13 protein-coding genes and 1 riboswitch are annotated in these 16,697 nt (G+C 43.9%); of the genes, 7 read left to right on the top strand and 6 right to left on the bottom strand.

Annotated elements, in window-relative coordinates; translation table 11 throughout:
- Positions 1 to 176 precede the first annotated feature (176 nt).
- The 5 genes from NBH14_RS04135 to NBH14_RS04115 all read left to right on the top strand — a co-directional run bounded on the left by NBH14_RS04135 (position 177) and on the right by NBH14_RS04115 (position 3,888).
- The gene (locus tag NBH14_RS04135) at positions 177 to 629 is read left to right on the top strand and encodes an HU family DNA-binding protein (RefSeq protein WP_007655285.1); all 453 of its coding nucleotides are present in this window, start codon (positions 177 to 179) and stop codon (positions 627 to 629) included.
- 126 nt (positions 630 to 755) lie between these two features.
- On the top strand, positions 756 to 998 hold the full coding sequence (locus tag NBH14_RS04130; RefSeq protein ID WP_128134716.1) for a DUF6722 family protein: 243 nt from the start codon (positions 756 to 758) through the stop codon (positions 996 to 998).
- Between the two features lie 410 nt (positions 999 to 1,408).
- Complete coding sequence (locus NBH14_RS04125; protein WP_007655282.1) at positions 1,409 to 1,966, top strand: DUF3575 domain-containing protein; 558 nt, start codon at positions 1,409 to 1,411, stop codon at positions 1,964 to 1,966.
- Between the two features lie 8 nt (positions 1,967 to 1,974).
- Entirely contained in the window at positions 1,975 to 3,462 is a 1,488-nt protein-coding gene (locus NBH14_RS04120; RefSeq protein ID WP_186959892.1) for a DUF3868 domain-containing protein, read from the top strand.
- A 57-nt stretch (positions 3,463 to 3,519) separates the two neighbouring features.
- Positions 3,520 to 3,888, top strand: coding sequence for a hypothetical protein (locus NBH14_RS04115; RefSeq protein WP_250817152.1), 369 nt, complete (start codon positions 3,520 to 3,522; stop codon positions 3,886 to 3,888).
- A gap of 125 nt (positions 3,889 to 4,013) precedes the next feature.
- On the opposite strand, the gene NBH14_RS04110 is transcribed toward NBH14_RS04115, so the two are convergent.
- The 6 genes from NBH14_RS04110 to NBH14_RS04085 form a co-directional block, all read right to left on the bottom strand.
- Entirely contained in the window at positions 4,014 to 4,649 is a 636-nt protein-coding gene (locus NBH14_RS04110) for a thiamine diphosphokinase (RefSeq protein ID WP_186959891.1), read from the bottom strand.
- A 25-nt stretch (positions 4,650 to 4,674) separates the two neighbouring features.
- Entirely contained in the window at positions 4,675 to 5,718 is a 1,044-nt protein-coding gene (locus NBH14_RS04105) for a PDDEXK nuclease domain-containing protein (RefSeq protein ID WP_186959890.1), read from the bottom strand.
- Positions 5,719 to 5,778: 60 nt separating this feature from the next.
- Positions 5,779 to 6,372: a nicotinamide riboside transporter PnuC gene (pnuC, locus tag NBH14_RS04100; protein ID WP_186959889.1), complete on the bottom strand. Its 594-nt coding sequence runs from the start codon at positions 6,370 to 6,372 to the stop codon at positions 5,779 to 5,781.
- Positions 6,373 to 6,385: 13 nt separating this feature from the next.
- Entirely contained in the window at positions 6,386 to 8,587 is a 2,202-nt protein-coding gene (locus tag NBH14_RS04095) for a TonB-dependent receptor (RefSeq protein ID WP_186959888.1), read from the bottom strand.
- Between the two features lie 63 nt (positions 8,588 to 8,650).
- Positions 8,651 to 8,766, bottom strand: a riboswitch (TPP riboswitch).
- 137 nt (positions 8,767 to 8,903) lie between these two features.
- Positions 8,904 to 10,511: a SusD/RagB family nutrient-binding outer membrane lipoprotein gene (locus NBH14_RS04090; RefSeq protein WP_186959887.1), complete on the bottom strand. Its 1,608-nt coding sequence runs from the start codon at positions 10,509 to 10,511 to the stop codon at positions 8,904 to 8,906.
- Between the two features lie 40 nt (positions 10,512 to 10,551).
- Positions 10,552 to 13,947: a SusC/RagA family TonB-linked outer membrane protein gene (locus NBH14_RS04085; RefSeq protein ID WP_186959886.1), complete on the bottom strand. Its 3,396-nt coding sequence runs from the start codon at positions 13,945 to 13,947 to the stop codon at positions 10,552 to 10,554.
- Positions 13,948 to 14,943: 996 nt separating this feature from the next.
- Between NBH14_RS04085 and rimP the strand changes: the two genes are divergently transcribed.
- A complete protein-coding gene (rimP, locus tag NBH14_RS04080; protein ID WP_186959885.1) occupies positions 14,944 to 15,411 on the top strand; it encodes a ribosome assembly cofactor RimP in 468 nt (155 codons plus the stop codon).
- 9 nt (positions 15,412 to 15,420) lie between these two features.
- Positions 15,421 to 16,686, top strand: coding sequence for a transcription termination factor NusA (gene nusA / locus NBH14_RS04075; protein ID WP_007655272.1), 1,266 nt, complete (start codon positions 15,421 to 15,423; stop codon positions 16,684 to 16,686).
- The last annotated feature ends 11 nt before the right edge of the window (positions 16,687 to 16,697 follow it).

The following is a 16,697-nucleotide window of genomic DNA, read 5'->3' as shown; positions in this document are numbered from 1 at the left end:
ATGAGTTTTTATTGAGATCAATGCTTTGTTTATTAGAATGTTATTGTGTTTTGATATCCTGTTCTTATTGCTTTTTACCCCTTTGAGCATAGTATATCTTTGCAGTGTAATCGATTATTTATTGAAAACAAAGAATTCATTATATCCTTTTTTATAATCATTTAATAATAACTAGTATGGCATTAAAGTATGTAGTCAAGAAAACTGTTTTCGGGTTTGATAAAACCAAGGCAGTGAAGTATGTAGCCCGTCCGTTGATGGCAGGTACAGTAGGTTATTCCGCTCTTTGCGACCAGGTAACCAAGGTTGGTATGGCGCCCCGTGGCGTAGTGAAAATGGTGACCGATGGTCTGATCGATGCGATCATGTGGAATCTGGAAAATCATTTGTCGGTGAAGCTGGGTGATTTCGGGACGTTCCGTCCTGCTTTCGGCAGCAAGAGCCAGGATACGGAAGAGGCTGTGAATGCGGAAGCTTTGCGCCATCGTAAAATCATCTTCACTCCGGGTTCTTATTTCAAGGACATGCTGAGCGAAGTAAGCATCCAGAAGTTCGAAATCCCCAAAACTGATGAAACCGGTTCGGGCAGTGGCGAAGGCGGTGGTTCCGACCGTCCGGAAATCGAATAGGCACAATTCTTTCTCTGATTAACAAAGCAGGCACGAACCGGATAACGGGGTCGTGCCTGTTTTGTTTTAGTAAATATTTATGTGTCTCATACATTCCTATTCGAAAAAAATCACCATATTTGCAGTATGAGCAATTGGGAAAAACAGCAGGAAGTAAAGAAAGAAGGACGGGAAAGGGACAGATCTCGTAGAGAGAATCTGAGTAAATTCTTCTATGACTTGGCTAAACTGACGTTTGCTGCTATTGTTTTAGGTGAAATGTTAGTTTTACAGAAAGACATGGCAGATCCTATGAGTTGGTATATGATTTGTGTAGGAATTTTGCAAACATATATATTAGCGTATATTGGAAATAAAATATTAAAGTGAAATGATATGAACGGACTAGCATTATTTTTTACAATAGGTTGTGTTGTTGCCGGTGCTTTTTTAGCTTGGCTTTATACCAAGCCCGGCAAAAAATGGCTTGAGAATTTGTAACGGAATTTTCTCTTATATAGAATAGATAAACTATAAGAAACTCCGGGAAGTATCTGTAACAGGATATTTCCCGGAGTTTTTTTATGCCTTTTTCAACTGCTATCTATCGGCAATCCTATCCGAAAATGAGAGCTCAGGTGGTGTTTCTATCAAAACCGGCTAATTTGGTAGAAACACCCTATCAACTTGAAAGACTTGCCTATTATTGGGAATAAAGTAAATAACTACTTTTGTAAACGTTGAAAATCTTTCTTTTTAATTAGATTTGCAGGGTAAATGAAATTATAATAATAATGTATATGAAAAAAGTACTTTTCCTCTTTTTGCTTTTGGCAGGTATGACGAATGTCTATGGACAGAAGTTTGCGGTGAAGTCTAACTTGCTTTACGATGCTACTGCTACCATTAACCTGGGAGTAGAGGTCGGATTGAGCAAAAAGTGGTCGCTGGATTTGTCCGGTAACTATAACGGCTGGATGCTGGGAGACGAAGCTCGTTTTAAACATTGGCTGGTACAGCCGGAAGCACGTTATTGGCTGTGCGAGAAATTTAACGGACATTTCTTCGGTGTGCATGCTCATTATGCCGATTATAATGTGGGCGGCCTGAAGATTCTGGGTGATAATATGGAAAATCACCGTTATCAGGGACATCTGTATGGGGCAGGTCTGTCGTATGGTTATCAATGGTTGCTGAGTAACCGGTGGAGTATGGAAGCTGTGATCGGTGTGGGTTGGGCGCATTTGGAGGACGACAAGTATCCGTGTGCTGTTTGCGGCTCTATCGAGAAAAGCCGTACCAAGGATTATTTCGGCGTGACAAAAGCAGCTCTTTCCTTTATTTATTTCTTTAAATGATCGGGACAATGAAAAACAGAAAGAATATCTATATAGCAGCCGCTTTGTTGGTGGCCGGTGCGGTTCCAACAGGAGCGCAAACGGGAAACAGTCCGATCAGTGTCGCTTGCAACGACCTGATGCAGAAAGGGGATTCACTTTATATCGATGCAACAATCCGGGTGAAGGGTGACCTGATCGAAGCGCGTAAGTCATTGACATTGACTCCGCTGTTGGAAAGTGCAGACCAGAAAGAAGGACTTCCTTCCATCTTGCTGAACGGGAAGAACCGTGCAAAAGTCTATAAACGCGAAGTGGCGTTGAAGAATTTGCAGGATGAACCGCGTTATCAGGTGCTTCGTGCCAGTGATGCTTCGGAACATGTGATCCCTTACAAAATGACGATCGCCTGGGAACCGTGGATGAAAGATGCCCGTTTTGTATTGGCACAGGATCTGTGCGGATGTGGAAAAGAAGAAGCAGTGGGTCCGTTGCTGATCGCCGATAAGATCCGTATGGCACCGACGGAACGATATAAAGTGCAGCCGACACTGGCATATATCTCGCCGGAGGCTGAAACAGAGAAACATCGTGCCGAAGTGGGAACGGCTTATCTGGATTTCCAGGTGGGTAAATCGCAGATCTTGCCTGACTTCCGTAATAATGCGTCTGAATTGGATAAGATCAACAGTACGATCCGTTCGGTAACGTCGGACAAGAATATCACTCCGAAGGGTATTATATTGAAAGGTTATGCTTCGCCGGAAGGTTCGTATGCTTCCAACGACCGTTTGTCGGATAATCGTGTGAAGGCATTGCGCGATTATATCCGTTCGAAGAATGATTTCCCGCAGAGTTTCTTCACGCTGGAAAACGAACCTGAAGACTGGGCCGGTTTCAAAGCGCAGGCAGAGGCAGACTATGATATGCCGGCACGCGATGAAGTGCTTAGCATTATCAATAGTGATTTGCAGCCCGACCAGAAAGAGGCTAAACTGCGTGCTTTGAAAGGCGGATCTGCTTTCAGCTATGTATTGAAAAATATCTTCCCGTCGTTGCGCCGCTCGGAATATCGTATCGACTATACGGTCCGTGAGTTTACGGTAGAAGAAGGTCGTGAGATAATCAAGACCCGTCCGCAACAATTGAGTCTGAGTGAAATGTTTGCCGTAGCCAATAGCTATGAAACGGGAAGCAAGGAATATAACGATGTATTTGAAATTGCTGTACGCATGTACAGTTCTGATCCGGTGGCTAATCTGAATGCTGCTAATATCTCTATAGGAAAAGGCGATTACGAATCCGCTAAAAAATATCTGTCGAAAGCAGGTAATTCGGCTGAAGCAATCCATGCCCGTGGCGTTATAAAATTAATTGAAGGTGATCTTGACGGGGCGGAAACTTTGCTGAAACAGGCAAAAGAAGCCGGTGTGATAGACGCAGCAGCTAATTTGAGAGAATTACAGAAGAAAAGAGATGACAATGCTTTATTTGATAGTTTCAACATGCATAATTGATATGTATACCGTGTGGAATTGTAATAAATAGAGTCTATTTTTGCATCAGAATGATTTATGGAAAAGCATAAAAATAATAATATGGAACATGCTGCACAAGTCGAATACGTTTTAGTAAACGAGATTGACAACCAGAACGGAGTGCATCTGTATCTGGAAGGAAATAAATGGTGCGCCTATGAACGTTCCGCTTATTATCTGGCTCAGTTGAAAGTGCCGGTTGTAATAAAGAAGGAAATAGTTCGTGACGGATATGACGTGGTTTTGTTGAAAGCTTTTTTTGAAGTGGACGACATGCGTTTGCCTCTTGCTCCGAAGACTATTCTGAAACAAGTGGCCGACGACAAGCTCTTATTTCAGTTGAACGATCAGATCGATGGCTTCCCCGAATGGAAGGCTTGTCAGCTGAATAAATTACCAGCATAAAAGGTGAAGCCGTGAGGCTTCAGTTAAGTATACTAAGTTGTAAAATTGAGGGTGTATTAAGTCCCCGGAAGTGAGTGGTTATCCTTCCGGGGCATTTTTTTTAATTGAAAATTGAAGATTGAAAATTATGCGGGGGACTGGAAATAGACGATTAATCGGGCATCGGGGGATAAGGTGAGGGTAAACTCGGTTTCCAGGGCTTCGTTGAGGGAGCCTTGCCACCAGGATGTCAGGCGGCGTCGGGTGATGGGCCATCGGAGGCCTTCGGTGGTTATTTCTCCGCAGGGATACATGGAAAAGATGGATATTTGCTGGCCGGGTGTGCATGGCAGCGTTGTTGTCCGGAGGACGGGGATGAAGCGACCGTAATCGGAGAGCATTTCCACGACTTCGAATAGAGGGGCAAAGTCTGTCAGCAGGGAGATGTTTCCGAGCGTATGGTCTTCGCGAAGTCCCGTAGCTCCGAGAATCAGTACTTTCCGGTAACCGGAAGCGTGGGCGAAGCGTACAGCCTTGGTTAGGTCGTTTATCTCCTGATCTTCCACGGTATGGATACGGTCGGCATATAGCCGGAGCATTTCCGGAGGAATACTGTCCAGGTCGCCGACAATGGCCGACGGGACCAATCCCCTTTCATGAAGGTTCTGCACGGCCCCGTCGCAGGCAATGATGACGGGTGTTGCTTTTAATAATTCCAACGGCCCCGCTGTTTGCGGAAAACTGCCGTTAGCCACTACTACACAATCATATAATGTTTCCATTTGTATTTATTCCTTTCTTTAAACTTTATTCTTTTAATTCAGCTTCAATTTCTTCTATTGAAGGCAGGCTTCCCTTGAAATCTTCCGGGCATAGGCGAGTTAGTTCGTATTCCGAGACGCCGATGGGCTGACTAATTCCTTTCAATGAATATTCGGCAATAAAGCTATCTTTATTTTTACATATCAGTAAACCGATTGTTGGATTATCTGTCTGATGTTTTAATAAATCATTTACAGCAGTCAGGTAAAAACTTAATTTACCGGTATATTCTGGTATGAAATCGGTTGCTTTCAACTCGATAACAATATAACACCGTAATTTCAGATGATAAAAGAGTAAATCCAGATAAAATTCTTTATTACCTACTTTTAAAGGTATCTGGCGGCCAACGTATGCAAAACCGGCTCCTAACTCAATTAAAAATTTCGTGATATTGTCGGTTAAGGCATTTTCCAGTTCGCGTTCTTTATAGCTATCTGTAAGTGTAAGAAAATCGAAATTGTAAGGATCTTTTAGTAATTCCTGGGCCAGGTCACTCTGGACTGTTGGTAATAAGCGGGAAAAATTTGATACGGAATGCCTTGTTCGTTGGTAGTCTTGTTGTTTGAGGTGTAATTCTAAAATACTGCGGCTCCAACCGTTTTCAATTGTTTTGTGTATATAAAAAAATGCTTCTTCAATGGATTTGCATTGAATGATAATACGTAAATTATGTCCCCAGGGAATTTGTGAAACTGCTTCCCGTAATTGGTCAACAACTTGTTGACCAATTGTAATGTCCTGGTTATAAAATGAATACCATCTTTTGATGTATTTGATATTGGTTGTGGAAAAACCTTTCATCTCAGGAAATTCCTGTTGCAGATCCGTACTTAATTGTTTTATCAAGCCATCCCCCCACTGTGATTGTTCCTGTTTGGAAACAATTTCCTTTCCAAGTTCCCAATATAGATTGATTAATTCTGCATTAACTTTCAGAGCCGCTTTGATTTGGCTGTTTCGTATACGGAATTTAAGATCGGTGAGCCATTGCTTGTATTCAATGTCAGATTTAAGAATTACATTCATAAGGTTTTGTTTTTAATAAGTTTGTAATACCTCACAAATGTAGAGTTTATTTTCAACATTTCATATCCGTTCTTTATTTATTCCTTTCTTTTTCCAGGTGAAATATCCGACGATGGCCAATATTGCGTAGCAAATGTACAAAAACATGGTTGGATAGAGGCCACGGAGGTAATAAAGATAAACGGATACGCAATTGACGATTACCCAGAAGATCCAGTGTTCGATGATACGGCGGGCCAGCATCCAGGTGGCTACGATGCCGACGGAGGTGGTGAAGGCGTCGCCCATCGGGATGGGGGAGTCTGTGAAGTTATGGAGTACGTAATATAATAGGGCGTATATAGCGAGGATAGCGGAAGCTATCCCTGCTAATAACGGCCAGGTGATATGACGGTAGAAAATCGGATCATCGGAGACTTTCTCTTCGGTGACGCTTTTTTTCGTACAGGTCCATTTTTTGAAACCGTAAATGCTGATGGCAACATAGTAGATATTCAGTCCCATATCGGCATATATCTTTGAGAAGAAAAAGACAAATACGTAGACCAGGGAGGTGAGGAAGCCTACCACCCACATCGCTTTATGCTGCCTGATCTCTAATAACAGGTAGATAAAACCTGTAATGACACCGAAATATTCTAATAGTTGCTCCATAATTTATATTTTTCTAGAACCTGATTGTTACTCTGGCCATAGCGTTTGTGCCGGCCTGGGTGAAATAACCGTCGTCTTTGTTGACGACACCTTTGCTGATGTAGGTATATACCCAGGCGTTTGTTTCATATTTCTCGTTGAAGAGGTTGTTGATGGTGACGTCGACGCCGATCTCCTTGACAAACTTCGGTTTGAAAACGTATCCGATACGCAGGCTGTTCACGAAATAGGGATCGATGGAACGGTCTTTGGCGGAGGTATTGTCGATGTATTGACGGCCTACAAACTGTGAGTTGAAGCTGGCGGAGAATCCTTTCAGGTTGAAATCGAACATGCTGTTGGCGATGATACCGGGAGAGAAGGCGATGTCGGTCGTTCCCAGATAGTGGCTTGCCTGGCCTCCGTTGTCGTAGTCGTCTATATAATGAGTGAAATTCTTTATTTTGTTGCGGCTCAGGGTGACGTTTCCGTTCCAGTCCAGCCAGTGGGTGATACTTACGCCTCCGGTCAGTTCAATTCCCATGCGGTAGCTGTCTTTGATATTGCTGGTCAATGCTTCACCGATTTCGCTGATTTTGCCGCTCAGGATCAATTGGTTGTTGTAGTCCATAAAATAAAGATTGGCTCCGACGCGGAAACGCTGGTTGCCGAAGCTGTAACCGGCTTCGTAGTCGTAGAGTGTTTCGTGGGTAGGACGTTCGTTGGCCGCGGCTTCCGTAAAATTGTCGCGATTGGGTTCACGGTTGGCGACGGAGAAAGAGACGAAAGCATTATGACCGCCTTTCTGGAAATTGATACCGGCTTTCGGGTTGAAGAAGTTCCAGTTTTTGTTGACGTAGATTTCCTTACCGGTATTGTCGTCGCTTCCTTTGATCGTATAGTGGATGCCGCGGTATTGTAGGTCGAGGTATCCGTTCAGGTAGGGGTGGAATCGGTAGTTGCCTTTTACGTAAAAGTTATAATCCAGTTTGTTCCCTCTGTTACGGTAATATTCGTAGTCAGGCGAGGGGAGTGCTTCTGCATTTTTGACCCACATGACACGACCGAAATGGTCGCCTACATATTTATTGACAGCTGAACCGAAGCTCATCTGGAGACGTTCGGAGCGATAGTTCGCACTGTAAACGACACCGTAAAAGTCGTTGTCCAGCCATTTGCGGCGGACGAGGTCGGACTTGACGATTGTGTCGCCTTTTCCGTTGATATAAGACTCGGGGAGTTTATATTTTGTAAATTCTTCATTAGGCTTATAGTCTTCGTAATATCCTTCTCCATGTGTGTAATGGAGAGTCAGGTTCATATTCCACAGGTCGCTCAGTCGCTGGCTTGCCATCAGGTGGTAGTTTTGCTGCCGGTAATTGTCTGTCTGGTTGTCGTAAAACTTTTTAACTCCGTTTTCTTTATATTCTCCGCAAGGGTTGTAGGTCCGGTCGCTGTCCAGATAAATGGAAGGGACACCGTTCCAGGCCTGATACGTTTTCTCTATATTGCCGAATGTCTGGAAGCGGACCAGGGTGTTGTCGCCGTAATAGGTGGCAGAACCGAAATAAGAGTGCATATTGGCTGTCGCCCGGTCGATGTATCCGTCGCTTTGGACGTTGGAGTAGCGGGCGTCGAAAACGAAATGATCCCGGAGTAACCCGGTTCCTATTTTGACTGAGTTTTTGACGGTTCCGAACGAACCTGCCGAAAGGCTGTATTCGGCATACGGTTTCAGGTCCGGCTTTTGCGTTTGCATGGCGACGGTGGCACCGAAGGCGGCGGCTCCGTTGGTCGATGTCCCGGCTCCCCGTTGTATCTGTATGTTATCGACGGAAGATGCGAAATCGGACATGTTGGCCCAGAAAACGCTGTGCGACTCGGAGTCGTTGACCGGTACGCCGTTGACCGTGATGTTGATGCGGTTGGCGTCTGTGCCGCGGATACGGAAGCCCGAATAGCCGATACCTGTCCCGGCGTCCGAAGTCATGATGACGGAGGGGGATTGGGAGATGAGGTAGGGGATACCCTGGCCGTCGTTTTTACGGCTGAGTTCGTCTTTGGATACTTCGCTGTAAGCCACCGGAGTACCTTTGGCTACTTTAGTGGCGGTGACGACTACTTCGTCCAGTGATAAGTCACGTGAAATTTTGAGAGAATCGACAGGGTCGGGACGGTTTCCCGCTGCTGCGAATGTTGCCAGAGATCCGGCACAAATAATCAATACACTTTTCATCCTTTTTACCTTAATGTTTAAAAACCTGATAAATGAATAGGAGAGGTGTGTTGTGTGAAGAAGTATACCATGTTTTACAATTCCCTTCGCCGGCATTATCCGTATCAGGTAATATGGGTATAATCTCAGCCTGCGGCACGTACTGTATCGGTACGTGGCAAGCACCCCTTTGTATTCGGGGAGCAAAGATAGGGAAAATCAGGGAATTGTACAAATGGAAAAAACCGCCGCGAATCACTTCGGGGCGGTTTCGACTCCACAATTTTCCATCAATTATGTTGTAATTATTTACTGTGGATATCTCTCTGTTTATTTGTTATTCAATAGTGGTGTACCAATTGCTCTTCATCCAGTTCAAAGGAGCGTACCAGCTGTCTTCCTTACCTCCCAGATGGGCATTCAGGTTGGCTGAGTTATAGTCCTTTTCGTCAGACGGATACTGGATGCGGTCCAGAGGAAGCGGAGTTGCGACAGACTGCGGGTCGCGTTTGAAATAGATTTCCGGATATCCGGTACGGCGGACAACATTCCATGCTTCATATTCCTGGATGGCACCGTGATGGATCCAGCGCTGTGTCAGGATGCTCTTCTGCGGGTTACTGGCATCCCATTGTGTTTCGGCATATGCCTCTACTACAGCCGTAGAAGGAGGAGTCAGCGCGTCACGATAGGTACCGGTTGAATTCAAATCGAAATAGAATTCAGTGGAAAGTTTTATACCGTTGATATATTCGCTCTTGGCATTACCGGTAGCCCAGTTGTTGGCATAGGCTTCCGCCTTCATGAAAGCAACTTCGGCTGCTGTCATCCAGAGTCCCGGGAATCCGGGGTTACGGGTGAAGGTCGATGTATCCAGGGCTGCGTAATATTTAGCCGTACCATGCGTAGAGATACTCATATTCGTTTCCTGTTCCGTGAGTGTTTCAGACGGATCGAGGCCGATATATTCGTTATTCCAGTTACTGTCATACAAGACTTCCAAACGTGGGTCCGGATTATTGGTGTTGGCATTCAGTGCACGTTGCATTGGGCCGGACATGCGGTTGTAAGTTGAATTCTCGATTGCGTTTTGCAGGTCACGGTCAAAATCGAACTGGTCATCGTCGGTTTGTGTCACTGTGATATTATCAGAGTTTAGATCTACCATCGGATAAGTACCGGGATTTTCCAACATCGTTTTAATCGCAGCACGTGCCTCACTTACCAGGTCGCCGTTAGAAGCCAGGTGAGTAGCTACACGTAAACGCAGGGAATTCACATATTTACGCCATAAGGTGATGTCACCGTTGTTCACATAGTCTTCTGCATTCAGGTAAGTACTGGCATTGGCAGTAAGCGAACGTCCGTTGAGGTATGTGTTGACTTCGTCCAGGTCGCTCAGGATCATTTTATACAAGTCGATATCCGAATCGTATTTGGGTTTGGAAGCTTCTACGTCTCCTGTTGCCCATAATGTGCCGGCTTCAGAGAATGGTACTCCACCCCAGGCGGAACAAACTTCATAAAGTTGCTCTTCCATTACTGTACGTCCCAGCAGATAGAAGATACGATAGTCTTCTTTTTCTTCTTCCGGAAGGTTATTGAATTCGGTTTCCAATACCCTATACTGGGTGACAGTGTTGTAAAAGTTTCTCCAACGTTCGTTGAAATACCCCTGACCGGTACCGGCAAAACGGTCTTTACTGTTTGTATGACCGATTATTCCAGAGAAGAGACCGGAAGTAGTGGAAGATACATAATATCTGTAATAGACTGGATTCATCCATGTATTAGAGGCTTGCCATACCCCAACCATCAAGGCCGGGCATGATACCGTCTGTGTCTTTGACGGGTCCTGATATTGATCCGTGAATTTGTCGTCACTACAGGAAGACGTTGCCAGAAGGGCAGTACATCCAAGTGCGAGTGCATATATTTTTTTCATAAATCTTTCAATTTTAATATTCTATATTATTTTTCGTCAATTAGAAGCTTGCACGTAATGAGAAGCCGAATGAACGTGTTGTGGCTGTTGAACCACCAATCTGTGCCTGCGTGATCCAGGTTGTACCGTCTGTACATTCTGCATCGAATTCTTTCAGGCTCTTATAGAAGTAGAATAGGTTACGACCGTATACGGAAACCATCAGGTTCTTACAACCGAATTTGGAAGTGATGTTTTTCGGTAATCTGTAACCAAGGCTCAGTTCACGCATTTTTACATATGAATTCTTCTGTATTGCGTTTTCATAAGTGATGTTTCCGGAATATCCCCAACCGTATTGGTTGTAATATGATTCACCGGCAGTGATGATCGTTTTGTTTTCAGAACCGTCTTGTTTAACACCCGGCTGGATTACACCGTTATCGTAAACCATGTTACCGTTTACTGTAGATCCGGCAGGTTGGTCTGTCAAATGACGTTTTGAAGGGTCTGACAGGTCGTTTCCGTCTGCATACCAGGTAAGACCGCCACGTGAAGCATCACGGTTATCCAATGTACAATCCAGGATACCGAGTTCGGTCATATACTGGTAAGGCAAGTTCAGTACGTCACCACCAATACGGAAGTCGATAGTGGCATCCAGATAGAAATCTTTATAGCTCAATGAAGTGCTGATACCTCCGACAACTTTCGGCATGGCGTTACCTGCTCTCTGGCGTTCTGTATAGTCTACGATATACAGACCGTTATCGCCAACGACTTTGTTTCCGTTCTCGTCTTTTACCGTACCGTAAACATACCAGTCACCCATCGGGCGTCCTACTCTGGATTGCAGCACTGCGGCTCCGTTATCTACTGTAGAATGGTCGATAGAGTTGATGCCGTCTATCAGTTTCGTTACTTCGTTCTTGTTCCATGACCAGTTGGCGCGAATATCCCAGTTCCAGTCTTTAGTCTGGATAACTGTACCGTACATAGACATTTCAACACCGGCGTTCTTTAATTCACCGACATTCATCCAGATGGAAGTACCTCCTGAAGATGCTGATGTTGTAGTCTGAAGGATCTGGTCTTTTACTGTATTCTGGTAATAAGAAAGTTCGAAGCCCAAACGGTTGCCGAGGAACTTGTTTTCCCAACCCAATTCGAATTCGTATTTCTGTTCCGGTTGTATCTCATTGTTTCCAAGTGCCTGTGGGACCTGATTGTAGATATAACTGCCTACAGCGCTCTGGTTGTAACCGGTAGCTGCTTTATATATTTCCGGGGCGTTACCTACAACACCGTAGCTAAGACGAATTTTACCATAATCCAGCCATTCGGGTTTATTATCTTTCAGCAAAGATGAATAAATGACGCTACCGTTCACAGAAGGATAAACGAATGTGTTGGATCCGGGGTACAGTGTAGATGTTTTTTCCTGACGCACAGTTCCTTCCACATAAGCCCAACTGTCATAACCGAAAGAAGCTGTAGCAAAGAAGGCTTGTTTTAACAGCGATGCTTTTTTCATCGATGGATTTGCCGGTGTTAATCCGGAAGAGTTCAGGTGGAACCAGTTTTCAACACTCAGACCTCCGCGGGTACTCACTGAGGTGTCGAACTGACTTTCCTGGCGGGCAGACCAACCTGCGGTTGCAGCAACATTGTATTTTTCAGCAAATGTACGGTCAAACATCAACATGATATCACCATAATAGATCTCATACTTGGAGTTTTTCAATGTATAGGCTCCGGTATAGTTACCCGGCTGTCTGAATACGTTTGGCGTTTCCGTTGAGTTCTTATTCTCAATTACATTGTACGTCAAGTCTGTTGACAGACGGCCTCGCGCGGTCAAACCCGGAATGATTTCCCAACTTGGCGTTACACTCGCGATGAAACGGTTATTGTCTTCCAACTGTTCTTTACCTAAGATATTCCAGAAATACTCTGAAGACATCTGATAGTTGGCCGGATTCCAGTCCCAGGCTTCATCGGGAGTCAGTGTATTGCTGGTATAAGGGACGTTCATGTATCCCAAACTGGTAACAGTGCTGTTCTTCATTGCTGCGATGTCATCATATCCGGTGAACATACCTGCATAGTTTGTCAACAAGCGGCTGATACGGTAGGCACGGTTTTTAACATGCTGGCGCATATAGTTTGCCGAGTAATCCACTTTTAAGTTTTTCAGGATATTGGCGCTACCAGAAAGAGCAAAGTTGTGCTTGTTGTTGTGCGAGTTCAACTGTGTTGGCGTATTATCCATATAGGTATAGGAGAAACGCAGGTTGCCTTTTTCCGTTCCGTTGGTGATAGCCAGGTTATAAGTCTGGTTGATACCTGTCTGGAAAACATCGTTCCACTGGTTGTGGTCGATAGGCGCGTGAGTACGAATTGCCCCGTTATAATTGTATAATTGGGTGGTATAGTCGTATGGACGTCCCCATGAATAATAGGTATTACGCGGAGAGATTACCTGGTTTCCGTTACGGTCTGTACGGGTATTCTGGAAACCGGTTTGCTGTTCGAATTCACTTGCGGTGGCCAACAGGGCATTGTCGTATCCCGGACCGAATTCTTTCTGGATGCTCGGCATGTAGGCTACTTTGTCAAAGCTGACATTTGCACTGAAGTCTACACCGAGACCACTCTGGCCTTTACCGCTTTTAGAGGTAATCATCACAACACCGTTGGCTGCTTCAGATCCGTACAGGGCAGATGCGGCGGCACCTTTCAAGATAGAGATGCTTTCGATATCTTCCGGGTTGATGTCCACCATACCGTTGGATTCTACACGCTGGTTAGTCCAGTAACCGTCTTTGTTGGCGTCGCCGTTATGGATGGGCACACCGTCCATTACGATCAGCGGCTGTGTCGTACCGGTGATAGAAGACAGACCACGTACGGAGATGGATACGGAGGAAGTACCACCACCTGGAGCTGCCTGGATGCGCACACCTGAAGCCTTACCGTACAATGATGTGGCGAAGTCCGGAGTACCCGTTTTGATCAACTCTCCGGCATCGATTGTACTTACGGCATAACCTAGTTTTTTGGCGTCTTTCTTGATACCCATGGCGGTAACGACTACCTCGTCCAGTTTTTGAGTATCTTCAGCCAGTAGGACTGATAAGGAAGATTGACCGGTGTATGTCACTTCCTTTGTTGCATACCCGATGAAAGAAATCTGGATGACGCTTCCGTTCTTTACATCGTTCAGGCTAAAATTACCTTCTGTGTCGGTAATTGTGCCGTTTGTGGTTCCTTTCACAACTACAGATGCTCCGGCGATCGGGCCGAATTCATCTTCTACGGTACCGGTAACTTTCCCGTTCTGCTGGGAAATCGCGGTTTCATGCTTCTCTGGCGCAAAGTCAGCGGATGCACTTACGGGAAGTGTCATTGCTCCTGCGACAAGAATCAAGCTGACAGGTTTGAAGTTTTTCAACATAATAATTGATTTTATTAATAAATGAGGCGTTCTCTTTGTCCCCCTTCTTTTTCTTTTACTCTATTTTGTTTAAAATGTGTATAGAAAACTTTAGATCCTGACGTTTAATAGTTGGCGAATTCATAGTCCTAAAAGAACTCACGTGCTTTTATTATGTTGATTAATTGGGTTTAATTTGCATATTATCAACTTGTTAAACACGTGTTGGACTTGGTGTGTATTCGACCTGTTGGAATTTGAAAAAATCAGAGATATATCAGAATGAAAAAATTAGTCCGTTTATGTCTGAATTATTGAAAAAAGCGCCTGTTTTTAACACAATCTCCCTGTTTCATAAAGAAAATTAACAGTTTACTCCCGGATAACAGATTGTTCTTCTACTGCGGTTCAATATTAATCTCTGAGCTGCTTTTTGTAGTTATATTACATATCTATAGTGATTTATGGAAGATATTTATACTGCCTGAAAAGGTCGTGTTGTGCAATGTTTTCTTTTTTAACAATATGTATCGCTTTAATGTTTATTTTATATATTGATAAATAAATCTTCGCGATTTTTAGGATTGAGATATGAAAAAATATTATTTACGGTTAGTTAGGGGCATAATCGTTGGCGATATGTTAAAAAACGGACTATCAATCATTTTTTTTAAACAAAATGCAATATAATGAAACAATTATTCTATATATTTGCACTGTAATAATTGTATAGAGTTCTTTTAGAACTATGTTATATATCAATGAATTAAAGTCCTTTCCTGCCTTGTTTTTTATGTTTTTACCGGAATTCTTCCATTGTTTTAATTTCCTAAAAGATGTAACCCATATTTAAGTATTGAGATAAAGAGAGTTTATCTTAGGCTGCAAAACGAACTTTTCTGATAAAAAGATTGTATTTGTTTGAAAACTCACTGATTATTTGTATATTTGCGGGCGATTAAGCGAAGATGAGGAGGGGGCGGGTAGTCCCCTTCTTTTGTTCTTAACAGTATGTTTATGATTGAAAAGGGAGTAATAACTCAGTTGGTTGAAGAAAAATTGGCTTCTTCCGACAATTATTTGGTTGACGTAGTAGTTAAGCCGGGAAACCTTATTATTATTGAGATTGATAATGATGAGGCAGTTTGCATTGATGATTGTGTGGAATTGAGCCGGTATGTAGAGGAGCATCTGGACCGGGATGTGGAAGACTTCGAGTTGGAAGTCGGTTCGGCAGGGGTTACTTCTCCTTTTAAAGTGCTTCGTCAATATGTAAAAAACATAGGGAACGAAGTGGAGATGCTGCTGAAAAGCGGTGTGAAACTGACCGGAGTATTGAAATCGGCTGACGAGAACGGTGCAGTAGTTACCGTTGAAAAGCAGGTAAAACCTGATGGTGCCAAACGCAAAGTTACTGTCCGGGAAGATCAATCCTATACATTCGATGAGATAAAATATACAAAATACCTAATAAGATTCAAGTAAAGAAAGATTATGGCCAAGAAAGAGGAAACAATCAGTATGATTGACACACTTGCGGAGTTCAAGGAGTTGAAGAATATAGATAAGGATACGATGATCAGCGTGCTGGAAGATTCCTTCCGTAACGTAATCGCTAAAATGTTCGGTACGGATGAGAACTACGACGTAATTATCAACCCTGAAAAAGGTGACTTCGAGATCTGGAGAAACCGCACGGTTGTGGCTGATGACGAACTGGAAGATCCGAATCTGCAACTTACGTTGACCGAGGCCCGTAAGATCGATGCCGACTGTGAAGTTGGAGAAGAAGTAACCGATGAGGTTCATTTCGCCGATTTCGGACGTCGTGCTATCCTGAACCTGCGTCAGACGCTGGCTTCAAAGATTCTTGAATTGCAGAAGGATAGTTTGTATGCTAAATATAAAGATAAAATAGGTACAATCGTAGCAGCTGATGTATATCAGGTGTGGAAGAAAGAGATCCTGTTGCTGGATGACGAGGGTAATGAGTTGCTGCTCCCGAAATCAGAACAGATTCCTTCCGATTTCTATCGCAAAGGTGAAACCGTACGTGCGGTTGTACAAAAGGTGGATAATTATAATAATAATCCGAAGATTATCCTGTCCCGTACAGATAAAATGTTCCTGCAACGTTTGTTCGAACTGGAGGTTCCCGAAATTAATGACGGCCTGATCCTGATCAAGGCTATCGCGCGTATCCCGGGAGAAAGAGCAAAAGTGGCCGTTGAGTCATACGATGACCGTATCGACCCGGTAGGTGCTTGCGTAGGAATGAAAGGTTCTCGTATCCACGGAATTGTGCGTGAGTTGAGAAACGAGAACATCGATGTTATTAATTATACATCCAATGCGTCGCTGTTTATCCAGCGTGCATTAAGCCCGGCTAAAATTTCCTCTATACGAGTGAACGAAGAAGAACATAAGGCAGAGGTTTATCTTCGTCCTGAAGAAGTATCACTGGCTATCGGTAAAGGCGGTTTGAATATTAAACTGGCCTGTATGTTGACTGAATACACGATCGATGTATTCCGTGATGTGGAAGGAGCCGACGAGGAAGATATTTATCTGGATGAATTTACAGATGAAATTGATAGCTGGGTAATCGACGCACTGAAGAATATCGGTTGCTATACGGCCAAGAGCGTGCTTGCTTTGAGCCGTGAAGAACTTATTGAACGTGCCGACCTTGAAGAAACAACAGTCGACGAGGTACTTGCTATCTTATCTGCCGAATTTGAAGATGAAAGTCAGGAATAAAGTATTACGAC

Origin of the sequence: Parabacteroides caecihominis (assembly GCF_023656785.1) — a bacterium.
GTDB lineage: Bacteria > Bacteroidota > Bacteroidia > Bacteroidales > Tannerellaceae > Parabacteroides > Parabacteroides segnis.
The sequence above is the reverse complement of the archived record's forward strand: the minus strand, read 5'-3'. Positions and strand labels throughout refer to the sequence as shown.

Coding starts and splice junctions, on each gene's coding strand:
- nusA (WP_007655272.1), top strand. CDS start 15,421: ATGGCCAAGAAAGAGGAAACAATCAGTATGATTGACACACTTGCGGAG.
- NBH14_RS04090 (WP_186959887.1), bottom strand. CDS start 10,511: ATGAAAAAAATATATGCACTCGCACTTGGATGTACTGCCCTTCTGGCA.
- pnuC (WP_186959889.1), bottom strand. CDS start 6,372: ATGGAGCAACTATTAGAATATTTCGGTGTCATTACAGGTTTTATCTAC.
- NBH14_RS04135 (WP_007655285.1), top strand. CDS start 177: ATGGCATTAAAGTATGTAGTCAAGAAAACTGTTTTCGGGTTTGATAAA.
- rimP (WP_186959885.1), top strand. CDS start 14,944: ATGATTGAAAAGGGAGTAATAACTCAGTTGGTTGAAGAAAAATTGGCT.
- NBH14_RS04110 (WP_186959891.1), bottom strand. CDS start 4,649: ATGGAAACATTATATGATTGTGTAGTAGTGGCTAACGGCAGTTTTCCG.
- NBH14_RS04120 (WP_186959892.1), top strand. CDS start 1,975: ATGAAAAACAGAAAGAATATCTATATAGCAGCCGCTTTGTTGGTGGCC.
- NBH14_RS04125 (WP_007655282.1), top strand. CDS start 1,409: ATGAAAAAAGTACTTTTCCTCTTTTTGCTTTTGGCAGGTATGACGAAT.
- NBH14_RS04095 (WP_186959888.1), bottom strand. CDS start 8,587: ATGAAAAGTGTATTGATTATTTGTGCCGGATCTCTGGCAACATTCGCA.
- NBH14_RS04130 (WP_128134716.1), top strand. CDS start 756: ATGAGCAATTGGGAAAAACAGCAGGAAGTAAAGAAAGAAGGACGGGAA.
- NBH14_RS04085 (WP_186959886.1), bottom strand. CDS start 13,947: ATGTTGAAAAACTTCAAACCTGTCAGCTTGATTCTTGTCGCAGGAGCA.
- NBH14_RS04115 (WP_250817152.1), top strand. CDS start 3,520: ATGGAAAAGCATAAAAATAATAATATGGAACATGCTGCACAAGTCGAA.
- NBH14_RS04105 (WP_186959890.1), bottom strand. CDS start 5,718: ATGAATGTAATTCTTAAATCTGACATTGAATACAAGCAATGGCTCACC.